This is a genomic window from Halocynthiibacter sp. C4 (assembly GCF_028823805.1).
Classification (GTDB): Bacteria; Pseudomonadota; Alphaproteobacteria; order Rhodobacterales; family Rhodobacteraceae; genus Falsihalocynthiibacter; species Falsihalocynthiibacter halioticoli.
In genome coordinates, this window is sequence record NZ_JAPEIE010000004.1 from 178,083 (window position 1) to 195,234 (window position 17,152).

The following is a 17,152-nucleotide window of genomic DNA, read 5'->3' on the forward strand; positions in this document are numbered from 1 at the left end:
TGTTATAAAACCGGAGGCCGAGACAAATACCTTCAAGGAGAATGCTAAAATTCTAAGGGAGGAAACCAAATGATTCGCAAACTCACTTGTACTGGATTCTTGCTGGGCGGCGTCTGCGCCGCTACGCTGGGAATCACCACAGCAAATGCCGATGAGATGCCCCCAGAGCGGAGCCTAGCCGGCCTTGAATACGACCTGATTGGTCGTGACGATTTGTATTCGTACCGTTCGCTCGATAACTACAGCCAAGCGCCGTTCCTTGACGCACTGGTCGCAAGTGGCGCACTTCCGCCTGTTTCTGAGCGACTGCCAGCCAATCCATTGGTCTTTAATGCCTCAGCAATGTCTGACGGGATCGGCGAATATGGCGGCGTTTTCCGTCACGTAATCGGTGGACGTCCTGAAGGCTTCCATTGGATTGCCGGTCAGCACCAAGGTTGGGGCGGCATCAACATGGCCGTTCAGGAATGCCTTGTACGCCAAGGTCCGCGTTGGCAAGTTCGCGCCGAAGACCAGACTGGTCCTTTGCCTAACTTGGCCCACTCATGGGAGTGGAGCGAAGATATGACCGAGCTGACCATGCATCTTGTCGAAGGTGTCAAGTGGTCTGACGGCGATCCGTTTGATACCGATGACATCGCCTTCTGGTGGAACGACAACGTCGAAGATGAAAACGTGACGAGCCGCATTCAGGCTGGATCTTTCGGTGGTGGAGCGAGCCTTGAGGTAATCGACGATTACTCATTCAAGTTCGTATTCCCAAGCGCACAATCGGAAACTGTTGTCGAGGGTCTCGCCTATATTCAAGGTTGCCCGGGGCCGAGCCATGTGCTTCGCGATTCTCATCCGACCTATAATTCCGACGCTTCTTACGACGATTACCTGAACGCAATGCCGTCAAGCGATGTACCGGTTCCAGTTTTGGGTGCGTGGGTTCCAGTCGAGCACCGTCCAGATGAACTGGTGATCCTTCGCCGCAATCCATACTACTGGAAAGTGGACGATGCCGGAAATCAGCTGCCCTATCTCAACGAGATGCACTTCAAGTTGACGACTTGGGACGACCGTACGACACAAGCTGTCGCCGGTACCGGTGACTGGTCGAACATGGAAAACCCAGGCAACTACGTTGAAGCGCTTAAGCAAAGCCAGGATGAAAACGCCCCGGTTACTGCTAAGTTCGGACCGCGGACATTGGCGTTCCGGATCGAGTTGAACTTTGCTCAGAACATGGCTGACAGCGACTACGACGCTGAACTGCGTGGGTTGTTCCGTGAGCAAGATTTCCGCGAAGCGCTTAGCTCGGCAATTGATCGAGACGCTCTAGGACAAGCTTTGGCACGTGGTCCATTCGCTTATCCATACATGGGTGGTTTCGCGAGCGGTTCACCTTACTATGATGCGGCTTCGACTGACTACACGCCGTTCAATCAGGGATACGCGAACGAGCTTCTGGCCGGTCTCGGTCTGGAAGACACGGACGGCAACGGGATCTTGAACGTGCCTGGCACGGGTGAAGACCTTGTCATCGACATGACCTTCAAGTCTCAGCGTAATGACGACCGTAAGCAGGTTGAAGCAGTGACATCGCAGTTGGCTGAAATCGGAATTCGCGTATTGCCAACGCCGGTTGATGAAACCAGCTTTGATCCGATCCGCAATTCTGGCAGCTTCTCAGCAATTCTTCAGCGTGTAAGCTTTGTTTTGCCTACACGGGAAACTTGCGGAAACTTGCCGACGTCCGAAATCTGTCCAGCGTTCCACCTAGCTGGATCGGAAGGTCGAGATTTCCTTCCGTTCGAAGCTGAACTTGCGGACTCTGTTCTGAAATTTAACGCATCTAGTGATGCGGCTGAACAGGCGGACATTGCCAAGCGGATGCAGGCACTACTTACAGAGAACCACTACAATATTGGTTTGGTTCAGGTTCCTGCGGCTCTGTTGGTGAACAAGCGGGTCCGCAATGCGCATCCTGGTACACCAGTCTTTATGTACGAGTGGGCTGAAGACGCGGTAATCCGTGAACGCCTGTGGGTGCCTGCTGAATTGCAAACAGAAGAGCTCCTCCCTGGTACCGTAGCCCAATACTAAGCTACGTGACCGCAACTCGTCCTACTCCCGCAAAGCGCGGGGGTGGGACATCTTACTTTCGCACTTTCCTCATGACGCCATAAGTCGGGAGCACTTGTCTCATGGACTTTCTAGTTTTTCTTGCGAAACGCGTTGCGATGTCGATCCCACTGCTTTTGGGAATCTCCATCGTATCCTTCGCAATCATCCAAGCTGTGCCCGGCGATTTCGTTGACGGTTGGATTGCAAACACTGCAGCCCAGACCGGCAAGTCCTACGACGAGCTTCTGCCCCAAGCCGAAGCGATGCGAGAGCGGCTCGGCCTCGATCAGCCAATTGCGATTCAGTACGTGACCTGGCTCAAGAACATCGTGTTCCACTTCGACTTCGGTATGTCCTTTGAGCAAAATCGTCCTGTAACTGATGTCATAGGAACCCGCCTTCCTCGTACGCTGCTGCTGGCGGTTCTGACGCTCGTCATTGGTCAGGCGTTCGGAGTGCTTCTGGGCATCTATGCGGCGACCAACCAATACAAACTGGGCGACAATATCGCCACGCTGATTGCCTTCATGGGCATTGTGATTCCGAAGTTCGTGATCTCGCTCGTGATCCTCTACTTCCTCGCTATCGTCTGGCACTCGCCCTATATTGGAGCGGTCAATTCGCCTCAGTACATCTTACAAGATGGGTGGAATTGGGCGAAGTTCTGGGACTTTCTCAAGCATGTTTGGCCGATCCTGGTAGTGTCTATTTGGGCCGGACAGGCGTACACCACGCGGATGATGCGGGGAAACCTGCTCGACGTAATGAACATGCAATACATTGAAACGGCCCGCGCCAAAGGATTGTCCCGTCGCAAGGTCCTTTACAAGCATGCAGTACCAAATGCTCTGCACCCAGTCATCATGAACATTGGGACGCGGTTCGATTACATGATCAAGGGCGAGATCGAAATCGCAATCGTTCTGGGCATTCCTACGGTTGGCCCATTGATTCTGAGCGCCGTCGGCGACCGCGACATGTATGTCGTCGCCGCGATCTTCATGATGGTGGCCGTTTTGCTGGTGCTGGGCAACTTGTTCGCTGACCTGATGCTGGCATTGCTGGACCCTCGGGTTCGCCGCGCCACGATGAGCCGGAATTAAGGGGATACCAATGAAACAGCCACACAACCCCACCGACGACAAACCGATGGTCGATAACCGACCTCAGATTGACGTACCCACGGCCACAGAAACAATGAATGCCGAAACCGCGACGGGCCCGGGTCTCTCCTACTGGCAGCTTGTTCGCCGCCGTTTTTTGCGCAACCGGTACGGCGTCGTCGGGCTGATTGGATGTTTGCTCATCGTGATCACAGCCGTCTTTTCAGGGTTCATCGCTCCCTATGACGGTGAGACGAAGGATCGAACTGCCATCTACAGCCCGCCGCAGATGCCAAAGGTCTTTGCGCCCGAAGGCGGCCTGACCCGGCCCTACGTCCTAGGCTATGCCGAAGAGATGGATCCCAACACGTTCGAGATCAAATTCGTGCCCGACCCGGAGGTTCGCCATAATCTCGCGTTATTTGTGAAAGGTGATCCCTGGACGTTCCTGGGGCTAGAATTCGAGACTCACCTAGTTGGAACCACTGACGGAGGGTTTGTGCACCTGCTTGGCACGGATTCCCTTGGCCGTGATGTGTTTTCAAGGATGGTAGAAGGCACACGAGTGACCCTTCTCATGGGCTTCCTTGTAATGGCCGCCTCCTGTTTCATTGGAACAATAGTCGGGGTATCTTCAGGCTATTTTGGTGGGGTATTCGACATGCTGGTTCAGCGCATTGTTGAATTCGTGAGGTCGTTTCCTGACTTGCCGCTCTATCTTGCGCTTGTGGCGATCCTGCCGCGTCGCGCTGATCCCATAACCGTCTTCATCCTTTTCGCGTCGATCCTTGTCTTGCTCCGTTGGGCGGACCTTAGCCGCGAACTGCGGGGCAAAGTTATTTCTTTGCGATCAATGGACTATGTTCGTTCGGCTGTAGCAGTCGGGGCATCGGACCAACGCATCATCGGGCGCCATATCGTTCCAAACACTTCATCACACATCATCGTTTGGGCAACTTATCAATTACCTGAAGTGATCCTGCTGGAAAGCTTCCTATCCTTTCTTGGCGTCGGTGTGCAGGCTCCTATGGTCAGTTGGGGGACGATGCTGAATCAAGTGCGTGATTTCCAATCCTTTGCGGCCGCCCCCTGGTTGATGGCACCAGTTGGAATGATCGTAATCTCTGTTTTGGCTTTCAATGCGTTTGGTGACGGCCTGCGCGATGCAATGGACCCGTATTCCAATGACTGATCCCCTATTGAAAATTGAGAACGTCGTTGTGGACTTTCGCACAATTCACGGCACCGTAAACGCCGTGCGCGGCTTGTCCTACGAAGTGGCGCGCGGCGAAACACTTGCCGTTGTCGGTGAAAGCGGGTCGGGCAAGTCGGTAACTGCCCGGGCCATAATGTCGATGCTGGCCGAAAACGCACGTGTCGGGGCCGATAGCCGGATTTGGTTCGATGGAACCGACCTGTCGGAATTGTCCGAGCTCGAAATGCAGGAAATCCGCGGAAACCGAATTTCAATGATCTTCCAGGAGCCGTTGACATCGCTCAATCCGATCCACCGGGTCGGAGATCAGGTCGCTGAGATTATTCAGATACACCGCCCGATGCCAAAGAAGCAGGCGATGGCTGAAGTTTTAAAGCTCTTTCAAGAGGTTCAACTGCCTGATCCCGAGGCACGGCTAAGCCAATATCCGCACGAAATGTCGGGCGGTCAACGCCAGCGGGTCATGATCGCAATGGCCCTCGCCAACAAACCGGACCTTCTGATCGCGGACGAGCCAACAACAGCGCTCGACGTGACCGTGCAGGCGGAAATCCTCACGCTGCTCAAAGACCTGCAGAAATCCCATAACATGGCGGTCGTATTGATCACTCACGATCTAACAGTTGTCGAAAAGACCTCTGACAAGGTGGTCGTGATGCGTTACGGCGAGGTCGTCGAGCGGGGAAACACACAGGACGTTTTTGCCAACCCCCAGCATCCTTACACACGTCACCTGCTAGAAAGCGAACCCAAGGGTCGCCCAGATGAGCTGGATCCCGACGCGGCACCGCTGATGGTGGCTAAAGATATACGCGTGGCATTTCGGATTGCGCACGGCGGCTTGATGAGCCGGAAACATGTCGATCTTGTTGCGGTCAACGATATCTCAGCCAGCATTCGTCGAGGCGAAACCTTGGGCGTTGTCGGAGAAAGTGGCTCAGGCAAGACCACGCTGGGAATGGCCATGATCCGGCTGTTAGAGCCGAACGGCGGACAAATTACATTTGGCGGCGACCGCATTGATGGCCTTACGCGCAAACAGATGCGTCCGTACCGCACCCGTGTTCAAGTGGTGTTCCAGGACCCGTTCTCATCGCTTAATCCTCGCATGATTATTCGACAGATTCTCGAAGAAGGACTTATCGTAAACGGCATTGGCAAAAATGCCGCCGAGCGTGAAGAACTGATCGGACAGGCACTGGACGATGTTCAGATGCCCCGCGATGCGATGCAGCGTTTCCCGCACGAGTTTTCCGGTGGCCAGCGGCAACGACTGGCCATTGCTCGTGCCGTTGTTTTGCAGCCAGAATTCATCCTACTCGACGAACCAACTTCGGCGCTTGACCTGTCAATTCAGGCCCAAATCATCGACCTTTTGCGAGACCTGCGGGCAAAGCACGACCTAAGCTATATGTTCATCAGCCATGACCTGAAAGTGGTGAAGGCCCTATGCCACAACGTGATGGTCATGCAGCACGGAGACATCATCGAAACCGGTCCGACATCGCAAGTGCTTGAAGCACCAAAAACAGAATACACAAAGCGTCTGGTCGACGCAGCTTTCAAGGTGGTGGCCTAATGTACCGAATTGACGATCGCACTCAGACACTCGTGCTGGAACCAACGAACGGACTTCCATGCATTGCCTATTTTGGCCCGCGTCTATCCGAAGCCGAAGATTTGTCCCAATTGGCCGCCGCAGGCTGCAGGGACATGACCGGTGGAATGGTGGATGCATTGCCGCGGTTAACGATATGCCCGGTCTCCGATGGCGTCCATTTGGGCCAGCCGGCTTTGCGCGTTCTTGACAGCAACGGCGCAGAGATTTCCCTGCGGTTTGAGCCGGCAACAATCACACCTAAAAGTCAGACTCTTATTGTCTCGGCTGTTTCGGGTGACCTGACTTATACTGCCGAAATTACTCTTGATGGCGTGTTGACCCTTCGGGCCAGCATCGATTCACTTACGCCGGTCAGATTGGGCTGGCTTTCGGCACCGGTCCTGCCGGTCCCTGGCGCGCAGACCGAATTGATCGAGTTTTCGGGTCGTTGGAATGGAGAATTCCGGATGCAGCGTCAGCCTTTCTCGGTTGGCGCCCGACTGCGTGAAGCACGGCAAGGCCGCTCTGGCCACGAAACGCCACCTTTCGTTTATACTGCAACGCCCGACGCACGCTTTACCAGAGGTGAAGCGATGGCCTTTGCCTATGGCTGGCCAGGTGGGCACAGGATGATTGCTGAGGAACTGCCGGATGGTCACCGCATGATCCAGTTCGGTAATAGCGCAGGTTCGGAACGTGCGCCCAACAAGCACTTCGAGACCGCACCACTAACGATCGTTCGGTCTGACACAGGCCTCAATGGTTGTGCAGTGCAGTTGCAGGCTCATGTACGGGACACTGTTGTTACATGGTCAGATCCTTCACGCAAACGGCTCGTGCATTACAATTGCTGGGAGGCCGTCTATTTTGACCACGACTTCGCAACCTTGTCCGATATGGCTGAGCGCGCCGCGCGTATCGGGGCAGAGCGGTTCGTGCTGGACGACGGTTGGTTCGGTAAGCGTAATGACGATACTTCATCCCTCGGTGATTGGCAGATCGACCGGCGCAAATGGCCTGATGGGCTGACGCCGCTAATCGACAGGGTACACGAGCTTGGTATGACGTTCGGGCTTTGGGTGGAACCAGAGATGGTCAACGCCGATAGCGATCTTTACCGCGCCCATCCTGACTGGGTATTGGGACCGGCTGATCAAGTCACCGGGCGCTATCAGTTGGCACTGGATCTCGGAAAGGCCGAGGTTCGCGATTACCTGTTTACCGCACTCGATGCGATCCTTTCTGAAAATGAGATCGACTATTTCAAATGGGATCACAACCGTCTGTTGCCGATGCCAGATGCAGCCCAGGCACGTGGTATCATGGAATTGTTCGCGCGGTTGCGTGAGGCCCACCCTGGGGTAGAGATCGAAACTTGTGCTTCGGGTGGGGGTCGGATTGACTATGGCATCCTACAGCACACAAGCCGAGTCTGGCTGTCAGATTGCATCGATGCGCACGAACGACTGCGGATGCAACAGACCGCTGCGTTGTTGATCCCATCGGCCATAACGGGCAGCCATGTCGGTGCGGAACATTCACACACGACAGGTCGCAGCCTGACGATGGAGTTCCGGGCATGGATCGCTGCAATGCGCCAAATGGGATTCGAGAGCGATTTGCGTAGCTTCAGCAAAGAAGACGAGGCCAAACTGGCGCGCATCACTGCGTGGTTTAAAGACAACCGCGACTGGATGATGGCTGGGGACATCCATGCCCTCGATAGCGACGACCCTGCGGTGACCGCAGAAATTCAGATCGCAAAAGATAGGGATCGCTTCGTCGTCTTCGCAGGACAAAGTGCAACTTCGGAGCAAAACCTGCCGCGCGCCCTACGCCTGAGCGGCCTGGATGCAGACGCATTTTATGAAATCCGGCTCGCAAACCCCGAGCAAATAGCGCCACATTCGCGTGGCGACAACGCGCTAAAGGCGGTGGCATTGCGACTGTCAGGCCGGGTTCTGATGACCTCGGGGATTAACCTGCCGTTGGCATGGCCCGAAACGATTTATGTGATCGAAGGGCACCGGGTGTGACCAAAAGACTGATTAAGAAAGTGAGACGACTATGACGAGCCCAAAAATTACATTTATCGGTGCCGGATCGACAGTATTTATGACAAATATCGTCGGTGACATTCTTCAGCGCGAAGCGTTGCAAGGTGCGCATGTTTCGCTCATGGATATCAACCAACAGCGGCTGGAAGAAAGCGAAGTTGTCTTCCGCAAAATGGTTGCTTCGCTTGGCGTTGAGGCAACACATTCGATTCACCTTGATCAACGAGAGGCGCTCGAAGGCGCTGATTTTGTCGTCGTTGCTTTTCAGATTGGCGGGTTCGAACCTTGCACGGTTACCGATTTTGAGATCCCCAAGTCATTTGGCCTAGACCAGACAATCGCCGACACGCTTGGAATCGGCGGGATCATGCGGGGTCTGCGGACCGTGCCGCACCTTTGGTCGGTCTGCGAAGACATGACTGCCGTTTGCCCGGATGCGCTGTTGCTGCAATACGTGAATCCGATGGCCATCAATACGTGGGCTATTGCCGAGCGTTATCCGAATATCAAGCAAGTTGGGCTCTGCCATTCCGTGCAACACACAGCTGCCGAACTGGCAAGTGACCTTCAATTGCCGGTGGACGATATCCGCTATTTGTCGGCAGGTATTAACCATGTCGCATACTTCCTGAAATTTGAGCAGGTAGAAGCTGATGGAAGCTACCGTGACCTCTACCCACAACTTCATCAGGGATATGAACAGGGTATCTTTCCGCGGCCCGAAAGCACCTCGAATCCGCGATGCCCGAATAAGGTCCGGTATGAGATGATGAAACGGCTGGGCTATTTTGCGACAGAAAGCTCCGAACATTTTGCCGAGTACGTCCCGTGGTTTATCAAGTCGGGTCGTGAAGATTTGATCGAACGGTTTGGCATCCCGCTGGACGAATACCCAAAGCGCTGTGTTGAGCAGATCGCGGACTGGAAAGACAAGCTGGAGGAATATCGAAAGGCCGATAAGATCGAGGTCCCGAACTCGATCGAATACGCCTCTGAGATTATTAACTCTGTCTGGACTGGTGTGCCGAGCGTCATTTACGGAAATGTTCAAAACCGAGGCTACATTCCGGCCCTGCCCGAGGGATGCGTAGTCGAGGTGCCTTGCCTTGTGGATCGCAACGGTATTCAGCCAACTCAAGTGCCTGAGCTTCCACCGCAATTGACCGCGATTATGCGCAGCAACATCAATGTGCAGGAACTGACCGTTAGGGCGTTGCTAACGGAGAATAGGGAGCATGTTTACCATGCTGCCATGATGGACCCGCATACTGGCGCAGAACTGGACCTAGACCAGATATGGGCTCTGGTCGACGCCCTGATTGCTGCCCACGGCGATTGGCTTCCGGGCTGGCTGTCCGGGGCAAAAGTAATGCGAGTGGCATGACCAAATCCGACCCGACCCATCTGGTGATCGTCGGCGGGGGTACCGCCGGCTGGCTAGCTGCGCACCTGTTTAAGACAGAAAGCGAGCGGCAAGGGATACCAATGCGTATCACGCTCGTTGAAAGCTCAAAAGTCCCGACCATCGGGGTGGGCGAAGGTACAACCTCAGTCTTCGGCGGCGTGTTACAATCACTCGGCTTCGACGAGGAAGATTTCCTCGCCCATACCGATGCTACAATCAAGTATGGAATACGCCATCGGGATTGGCGGCGGCTTGGCCATGTCTACGATGGTCCGATTGATGATGCCTATGCTCTGACCGATCGGATTCCGGGGGCGGGGTCTTGGATCGACACCTTTTGCGTTGCCGCCGGGCGCTCCGTTTCCGCGCCGCATATCTTCGCCAAGCTCATGGAAACCGGCAAAGCGCCGGTAGCCGAAATGGGGGGCCGCCGCGTTCCTGTAAGCCGCTTTCACCACGCCTATCATTTTGACCAGGCCAAAGTCGGAGCCTACTTACGCCGCAAGGCAACTGACATCTCCAAGATCGATGCTCTTGTGGAAAGTGCAGAGCGTGATGGCAAATCGGGCTGCGTTACCAAATTGAGACTCGATACTGGGGAAACGATCGCAGGGGACTTCTTCATCGACTGCACCGGCTTCCGCCGCACATTGATCCAAGGGACCATGGGCGCAAGTTGGGTAAGCTATTCCGACGCGCTGCCGGTCAATCGCGCGATGCCGTTTTGGCTAGACCTTGCCGAAGACGAGGAAATTCCGACCTTTACGCACGCATGGGCCCAAGCGTCGGGGTGGATGTGGCAGATCCCGACGCAGGGCCGGATCGGATGCGGATATGTCTATTCGGATCGCCATTCGTCACCTGATATCGCCTTGGCGGAGATCGAGGGTGTGCTTGGTCGCAAGATCGAGCCACGCGCCGATATTCCTGTCGACGCGGGACGTATCTCCGAGGTCTGGCGCGGCAACGTTCTTGCGCTCGGGCTTGCATCCAGTTTTCTCGAACCTTTGGAAGCGACTTCAATCCACGGCACTATCGTCGCGGTTTTACTGTTTTGCCGCCGCCACTTGTTGCAGATCAGCGCTCCCTTGCAGAAAAATCAGCAGCGCTACAATGCGGCCATCGCAAAACAAGTGGACGACTTTCGCGACTTCATCAATCTGCACTACGTCAGTGAACGGGATGACAGCCCATTCTGGCGCGACGTAGCAACAGACTTCATCCTGCCGCAAGTGCGTCAGAAACTGATAAATTGGCAAGAACGGATGCCCGGGCCGGAAGACTTTACCAACGATTTGGATGGCCTTCCCCATGTGGAAGAGCTTCTGCATTATCCGGTTCTTGACGGTCTTGGATTGCTCAATCGAAGTGTCGCGCGAGAACGCATGGCCCAAGACCGCAAACTGCGGGATTTCGCTCGGGCGACCGTCGACCATCTGGAAAAACAGGCCGGAAATGTCGCATCGCATGCGATTTCACATCGTGCATGGCTCAGTAGCCTGAGTTCCAATGCGATCGCCTGACTGGCAAGAAAGAGAAATTTAATGACAAAAGACCGCCGCAACCGCGCTTGGTATGGAAAGCTGGACAAGGACGGATTCATCCATCGCAGCTGGATGAAGAACCAAGGCTTTCCAGATCATGCTTTTGATGGGCGCCCCGTCATTGGCATCTGCAACACGTGGTCGGAGTTGACGCCATGCAACAGCGGCTTGCGCGATCTGGCCGAAGGCGTGAAGCGCGGCGTGTGGGAAGCCGGTGGTTTTCCCGTAGAGTTCCCCGTGATGTCGCTGGGCGAAACCCAGATGAAGCCAACCGCTATGCTGTTTCGCAATTTGTTGGCGATGGATGTCGAAGAATCGATCCGCGCCTATGGCATCGACGGCGTTGTTCTTTTGGGTGGTTGTGACAAAACAACACCCGGCCAGTTGATGGGGGCGGCCTCGGTCGATTTGCCATCTATCGTGGTTAGCTCTGGGCCGATGCTGAATGGCAAATGGCAGGGCAATGACATTGGGTCTGGCACGGATGTTTGGAAATTCTCGGAAGCGGTCCGCGCCGGTGATATGACTTTGAAAGATTTTATGGCGGCTGAGTCCGGTATGAGCCGCTCAAAAGGTGTCTGCATGACGATGGGCACCGCCTCGACCATGGCGTCGCTTGTTGAGGCCATGGGCCTAAGCCTACCGACAAACGCAGCCCTTCCAGCTGTGGATTCACGTCGCATGGCGTTGGCGCACCTTACCGGCAACCGTATTGTCGAAATGGTGGACGAAAACCTGAAACCTTCGGACATTATCACGCGGGCATCTTTGGAAAACGCGATTTTGGCCAATGCTGCCGTTGGCGGTTCCACAAATGCAGTGGTGCATCTTCTGGCCATAGCTGGCCGTGTTGGCATTGATCTGAAACTGGAAGATTTTGACCTTGGCGGCGACGTTCCCCTGTTGGTCAACTGCATGCCGTCTGGCAAGTACCTGATGGAAGATTTTTGTTACGCTGGTGGTATGCCGGTGATCTTGAAAGAGTTGTCGGGACATTTGCGTAAAGCCAAAACTGTGCTTGGTGGTGACATCAGCGCCTATGCAGACGGTGCTGAATGCTGGAACCGCGATGTGATCTACCCGATCGACGACCCTCTGAAGCCATCGGCTGGCATCAAGGTCTTGAAAGGCAACCTCGCCCCACGTGGGGCCATCGTGAAGCCTTCTGCCGCAAGCGAGCATCTTTTGGAGCACGAAGGCGAGGCTTACGTCTTTGAAAACATTGAAGAGCTAAAAGCCACAATTGACAACGATGATCTGCCGGTGACCAAGGACAGCATCCTTGTTCTTAAGGGCTGCGGCCCAAAAGGGTATCCGGGCATGGCTGAGGTTGGCAATATGCCTATCCCGTCCAAACTGGTCAAAGAAGGCATCAAGGATATGGTGCGCATTTCTGACGCCCGCATGTCGGGCACGGCCTTTGGCACGGTGATCCTGCATGTCACGCCCGAGGCGAACGAGGGCGGAATGCTTGCGCTGGTGAAAACCGGCGACCGCATTAAATTTTCGGCAAGTCAGGGCAAGTTGGAATTGCTCGTATCCGAAGAAGAACTGGCCGAGCGCCGCGACGCATGGCAACCCGAACCGCCGCATTACACCCGCGGCTATGCCAAAATGTATGTGGATCACGTCCTGCAAGCGGATCAAGGCGCGGACCTTGATTTCCTTGTTGGCAACGACACCCGCCCCGTCACACGAGAGAGCCACTGATGACCCAGACTGCAACATTCCACGATCTCGACGGCAAAAGCGTCTTCATCACCGGCGGAGGCTCGGGCATCGGCGCGAATTTAACCGAAGGCTTCTTGCGGCAAGGTGCCAAGGTCGCTTTTGTGGGGCGCTCCGACGCCGCGGCCTTTGTGGACGCTATGGAGGACGAGACCGGCAATCGCCCATTGTTCATCCAATGCGATATCACGGACACACCCGCGATTCAGGCCGCAATTGCGCAAGTCACAGAAGCCCACGGTCCTGTCGGTGTCCTTGTGAACAATGCCGCCAACGACCAGCGCCACAGCACCGACGAGGTTACCGAGGAGTTCTGGGACTGGATGCAGGCAATCAACCTCAAGGCCCATTTTTTTGCCTGTCAGGCTGTCGTGGAGGGCATGAAGACGTTGGGTGGCGGATCTATCATAAACCTCACATCGATCAGTTACATGATGGGCGGGGCCGGTTACCCGCTTTATACAACGGCCAACTCCGGACTAAACGGCATGACCCGCAGTTTAGCGCGGGAATTCGGCTCCCAAAGTATTCGGGTGAACGCATTGGCTCCAGGCTGGGTTTTGACGCAAAAGCAGCTGGACAAATGGGCTGACCCAGCGTCGCTAGCCACTCACCTGGAAAAGCAATGCCTAAAGGAGCATCTGAAGCCCGACGATATCGTTTCTGGGACGCTGTTCCTGGCCTCCTCCGCAAGTCGCATGATGACCGGACAGGCGCTCGTCATCGACGGCGGCGTGGCGGTGACGGGGTGATGGTCATGGACGTAGAATGGATTGCTGTAGATTGGGGGACGACGAACCTTCGTGCCTGGCTGATTGCGGGTGACGGCGAGGTGCTTGCGACTTGTCGTTCGGAGTTGGGAATGTCACGTCTCAGGCCCGAAGAATTTGAAGCGGCGTTGATGGAAACTGTTGAAGATGCACTTCGAAGCAATGGACAAATTCCGGTCATCGTTTGTGGGATGGCGGGTGCGAGAGAGGGGTGGAAGGAAGCCCCATACTCAGCCGTTCCTTGCGCTCCACCGGGGCTTAGCGAAGCGGTCACTCCCCAAACAAGGGATGTGCGACTGCAAACGTTTATTATTCCTGGCCTCAAGCAATTGGAACCCGCTGATGTTATGCGGGGCGAAGAAACACAGATCTCTGGCTTTCTTGCCGGACAACCGGATTTTGAAGGGGTGATCTGCCTTCCGGGAACACACACCAAATGGGTCCGTGTTTCCGATAGAACGATCACCGAATTCCACACCCATATGACTGGTGAAATATTTAGCCTGCTTTCGTCACAGTCGGTTTTGCGTCATTCCCTCGGGGGTGAAGGTTGGGATCAGGACGCTTTCATCGAGGCACTGGAAACTGTGATTGAAGACCCAACTAGAATTTCTTCAAGGCTCTTTTCGATCCGAGCGAAGGCACTTTTGAATAACACCGAAGATGCTTATCTCAGGTCGGAGCTCTCAGGATATCTGCTTGGGCTGGAGCTTGGTGGTGTGGGGCGGAAATGGCTCGACCAAGAGACCGTCCTTATTGGAGATTCGCGTCTTGTCGAACTATACAGAGCAGGTCTCAAGATCCTTGGGATCAATGCAATCATAGTCGAAGACAAAGATATCACGCTTTCTGGCCTGCGGCACGCCTATGCGGAGTTGGTAAGATGAGCCGGGCGATTGTCGCAATTCTCAGAGGTGTGAGTCCTGAGGAGGTCGAAGGACTTGGTGGGGCTCTGATCGAGGCTGGGATCAGCAGGATCGAGGTGCCTCTCAATTCTCCGAAAGCTTTCCAGTCCATAGAGCAACTGGCCCGGAAATATGGGAACGTCGCTGAGATTGGGGCTGGTACGGTATTGACGGAAGATGACGTCGAGCGGGTATCCCAAGCTGGTGGTTCTCTGATCGTTTCCCCTAACGCTAATGTTAGCGTCATTCGCCGAACAAAATCTTTGGGACTCAAGTCCTTTCCGGGTGTTCTGTCGCCAACAGAATGCTTTAGTGCCCTTTCGGCCGGCGCGGACGCGCTCAAGTTCTTTCCAGCGTCAATACTCGGTCTGAACGGCTTCATGGCTCTCAAGGCAGTTCTGCCGAAGGATACGCAAACCTTTGCGGTTGGCGGAGTCGGAGAAGCTGACTTTAGCAGCTGGATATCCGCGGGCGTGACAGGTTTTGGGATCGGGACGGCTCTCTTCGTGCCAGGTCTGACACAAGCAGAAGTAGAAAAGCGCGCCCACGCGCTGGTAAGCGCTTATGATCGTTCAAAATCCTCTTGATACAAATCGCCTTTGCGGTAACTGTAAACATCTTTAGTTTACAGAAAAAAGGTTTCTTGGGCGGACGATGAACCTATGAAACTAGGTGTTGACGCCACATTGGACGATTCTGTCGAGTGCCCGTATTGACCCTCATCGTCTCCCCAACCTTCCCAGCCTCGCCAGTTGCGCCAACATCTGAGACCCGGTCCCTGGTGACCCTGAGCCACTTGCCTGACCAGTTTGTCCCATCCCTTGCCGCACAGGCATCTGCTGTGCCCCGAAGAACTGCCGTGCTCTGAGTGCTGCATATTCGGCTCCACTGGCACCACCAACAAGATACCGATTGTAAGCCTGCTGATTGCCCATCGCAGCGCGCGCAAAGCTGTAGCTTCCTGCCAAGCCCCCAGACAGCGCTGGCATCATAATGTTCCCTGAGATTGCGCGAACGATGAACGGCGTGGCGATGATGAAGCCCTTGGCCATGAGGACCATCATGAAGAAGGGGATGAGCGCGCCTATATTTGAGGCCCCTTCCGGGTCGCCGAGTTCACCAATGAGGGCGGATGATACACCTGTGATTGTTGCGAATACGCCTGCCACGACGATTGGGTAGAGCGCAAAGGAGACCAGTGCCGACAGCCAGCGCGCGAAGTAATCCTTGGTCACTTCGAAAAGGGTGAGGAAGATCATCACGGGTGCGATGCCAATGAGCAGCGCGATCATCAAACGCGACGCGACCAAGATAAATGCAGCGAGCCCTCCCAAGACCGACAACATCAACACGCCAACAATGTCGAGCATCGCGCCGGCCATCCAGTTGAGCTCAGACCCGGCCGCGTTAAGGTATTCTCCAAGCTCGGCGATGAGCCGGTCAAATTCTTCTGCAAATGTCCCCGATGGACCTGGAACGCCACCACCGACGGAGGCGACCAGCGCGCCCGCAATACTGTCGATCCCCGCGAGGATTGCGGACGAGAGTGCGTTGAACTGCAACCAATTGGTTGCAAATATCCCGATGAGACCAATCTTGACCGCAAGCCAGAACGCCGTTCGCCCGTCCATCGCTTTGTACTGATAGATCATGTTCAGGAAAACGAGGATCACCACCAGCGTTGTTCCAAGAACGAGAAGCGTTCCCACCGTGGCAGCAACAGACCCGAACTGTGTCTCGGCGGCGGTGTTGAGATAGCCTTGGGAGGTTTCAACAAAGTAGGTGACAACGCTCATTTCAGAGTTCCCTTACCACTTACCCACTGCTTCGCAGATCGCTTGAGCTTCTGGTCGAAGATCATTTGCGCGGCGGTTGTAACTGTTTGACGCTTGCAGCATTTCTGAACGGTTCGCATTGGCGTGGTTTTCTTGGAAGGTGACTTCGGCGTTATCCCATGCTGGGAAGCGAAGACCGCAGTCGCAGGATCCGGTCTCAACGATCCGCTCCATGTTCTGTGCCCGGTAGATGTCCTGGACCAAGACACGCTGGTAGGCGTCTCGAAGGGCGATGTTTTGCATCCAGTCAGGTTCGCTCGGGCGTTCGGGGCAGACATCTGGAATGCTCTCAAGACTGGGGATGAGATTGCGCTCCGCCATTAGGGGCGATGCCATCAAGCCCAAACCGACTGACAGTAATAAGAAAGGCGCTGCACCACGCTTCATCGGTTGTCTCCAAAATCGGCACCGCCGGAGGATTCACGCTTCAGAAAAGCCGTGTGCCCGATATTGGCAAACTCAGACGAAATGATTGAGACCACCTCCCAGCCGATCTGGCCCTTCGCATTCAATGCCGCCTGCATTTCGATCAGACTGTTCTTACGGTCCATCGGGAAGGAGAGGATTTCATATTCAAAGGTCTTCATGGGGAAGTTCCAATCTCGGTTGCGCCGGGGAGGTAGAATTCGGTGATGCCGCGTTTGCCGTCATGGCGACCGGCCTGGATGATCACATCGATGGAATTTTCGATGTACTGGATCATGTCGGCATAGGTCATCGGTATCTCGGTTTTGAGCGCGGCGATCGCGAGCCGCTGCACGGCCAGTTGCGGGGTTTCGGCATGGAGCGTGGTCATGGACCCGCCATGGCCGGTGTTGATGGCTTCCAGAAAGGTCATGGCCTCCTTGCCGCGCACCTCGCCCAGGATGATCCGGTC

The 17,152-nt window shown here is 55.1% G+C and carries 15 protein-coding genes; 11 read left to right on the forward strand and 4 right to left on the reverse strand.

Features of this window, described 5'->3' with window-relative positions:
• Positions 1–69: 69 nt before the first annotated feature.
• The 11 genes from OU789_RS15410 to OU789_RS15460 all read left to right on the forward strand — a co-directional run bounded on the left by OU789_RS15410 (position 70) and on the right by OU789_RS15460 (position 15,027).
• Positions 70–2,091 carry an ABC transporter substrate-binding protein gene (locus OU789_RS15410; RefSeq protein ID WP_274656533.1) on the forward strand — a complete coding sequence of 674 codons (2,022 nt, stop codon included), beginning with the start codon at positions 70–72 and terminating at the stop codon, positions 2,089–2,091.
• Between the two features lie 101 nt (positions 2,092–2,192).
• Positions 2,193–3,215, forward strand: coding sequence for an ABC transporter permease (locus OU789_RS15415; RefSeq protein ID WP_058314203.1), 1,023 nt, complete (start codon positions 2,193–2,195; stop codon positions 3,213–3,215).
• 10 nt (positions 3,216–3,225) lie between these two features.
• Positions 3,226–4,407, forward strand: coding sequence for an ABC transporter permease (locus OU789_RS15420; protein WP_220387203.1), 1,182 nt, complete (start codon positions 3,226–3,228; stop codon positions 4,405–4,407).
• Positions 4,400–6,010, forward strand: coding sequence for an ABC transporter ATP-binding protein (locus OU789_RS15425; RefSeq protein WP_274656537.1), 1,611 nt, complete (start codon positions 4,400–4,402; stop codon positions 6,008–6,010). The genes OU789_RS15420 and OU789_RS15425 overlap by 8 nt, the downstream gene beginning before the upstream one ends.
• On the forward strand, positions 6,010–8,067 hold the full coding sequence (locus OU789_RS15430) for an alpha-galactosidase (RefSeq protein WP_274656538.1): 2,058 nt from the start codon (positions 6,010–6,012) through the stop codon (positions 8,065–8,067). Before OU789_RS15425 ends, OU789_RS15430 begins: the two co-directional genes overlap by 1 nt.
• Positions 8,068–8,098: 31 nt before the next feature.
• Positions 8,099–9,472: an alpha-glucosidase/alpha-galactosidase gene (melA, locus tag OU789_RS15435; RefSeq protein ID WP_058314763.1), complete on the forward strand. Its 1,374-nt coding sequence runs from the start codon at positions 8,099–8,101 to the stop codon at positions 9,470–9,472.
• Positions 9,469–11,016: a tryptophan halogenase family protein gene (locus OU789_RS15440; protein ID WP_058314764.1), complete on the forward strand. Its 1,548-nt coding sequence runs from the start codon at positions 9,469–9,471 to the stop codon at positions 11,014–11,016. Before melA ends, OU789_RS15440 begins: the two co-directional genes overlap by 4 nt.
• A 21-nt stretch (positions 11,017–11,037) precedes the next feature.
• The gene (locus OU789_RS15445) at positions 11,038–12,747 is read left to right on the forward strand and encodes an IlvD/Edd family dehydratase (RefSeq protein WP_058314765.1); all 1,710 of its coding nucleotides are present in this window, start codon (positions 11,038–11,040) and stop codon (positions 12,745–12,747) included.
• Positions 12,747–13,517 (forward strand): SDR family NAD(P)-dependent oxidoreductase, encoded by a 771-nt coding sequence (locus OU789_RS15450; RefSeq protein WP_274656542.1) that lies wholly within the window; start codon positions 12,747–12,749, stop codon positions 13,515–13,517. The genes OU789_RS15445 and OU789_RS15450 overlap by 1 nt, the downstream gene beginning before the upstream one ends.
• A 5-nt stretch (positions 13,518–13,522) precedes the next feature.
• A complete protein-coding gene (locus OU789_RS15455) occupies positions 13,523–14,422 on the forward strand; it encodes a 2-dehydro-3-deoxygalactonokinase (RefSeq protein ID WP_274656563.1) in 900 nt (299 codons plus the stop codon).
• Complete coding sequence (locus OU789_RS15460; protein WP_058314768.1) at positions 14,419–15,027, forward strand: 2-dehydro-3-deoxy-6-phosphogalactonate aldolase; 609 nt, start codon at positions 14,419–14,421, stop codon at positions 15,025–15,027. Before OU789_RS15455 ends, OU789_RS15460 begins: the two co-directional genes overlap by 4 nt.
• A 132-nt stretch (positions 15,028–15,159) precedes the next feature.
• On the opposite strand, the gene OU789_RS15465 is transcribed toward OU789_RS15460, so the two are convergent.
• From OU789_RS15465 to OU789_RS15480, 4 genes are all read right to left on the reverse strand, one after another.
• Positions 15,160–16,236, reverse strand: coding sequence for a type IV secretion system protein (locus tag OU789_RS15465; RefSeq protein ID WP_274656543.1), 1,077 nt, complete (start codon positions 16,234–16,236; stop codon positions 15,160–15,162).
• Between the two features lie 12 nt (positions 16,237–16,248).
• On the reverse strand, positions 16,249–16,662 hold the full coding sequence (locus OU789_RS15470) for a hypothetical protein (protein ID WP_114276216.1): 414 nt from the start codon (positions 16,660–16,662) through the stop codon (positions 16,249–16,251).
• A complete protein-coding gene (locus OU789_RS15475) occupies positions 16,659–16,862 on the reverse strand; it encodes a hypothetical protein (RefSeq protein ID WP_127657642.1) in 204 nt (67 codons plus the stop codon). Before OU789_RS15475 ends, OU789_RS15470 begins: the two co-directional genes overlap by 4 nt.
• Positions 16,859–17,152: ATPase, T2SS/T4P/T4SS family (locus OU789_RS15480; protein WP_274656549.1), on the reverse strand; the 294-nt coding region annotated here is incomplete at its 5' end. The genes OU789_RS15480 and OU789_RS15475, both read right to left, overlap by 4 nt.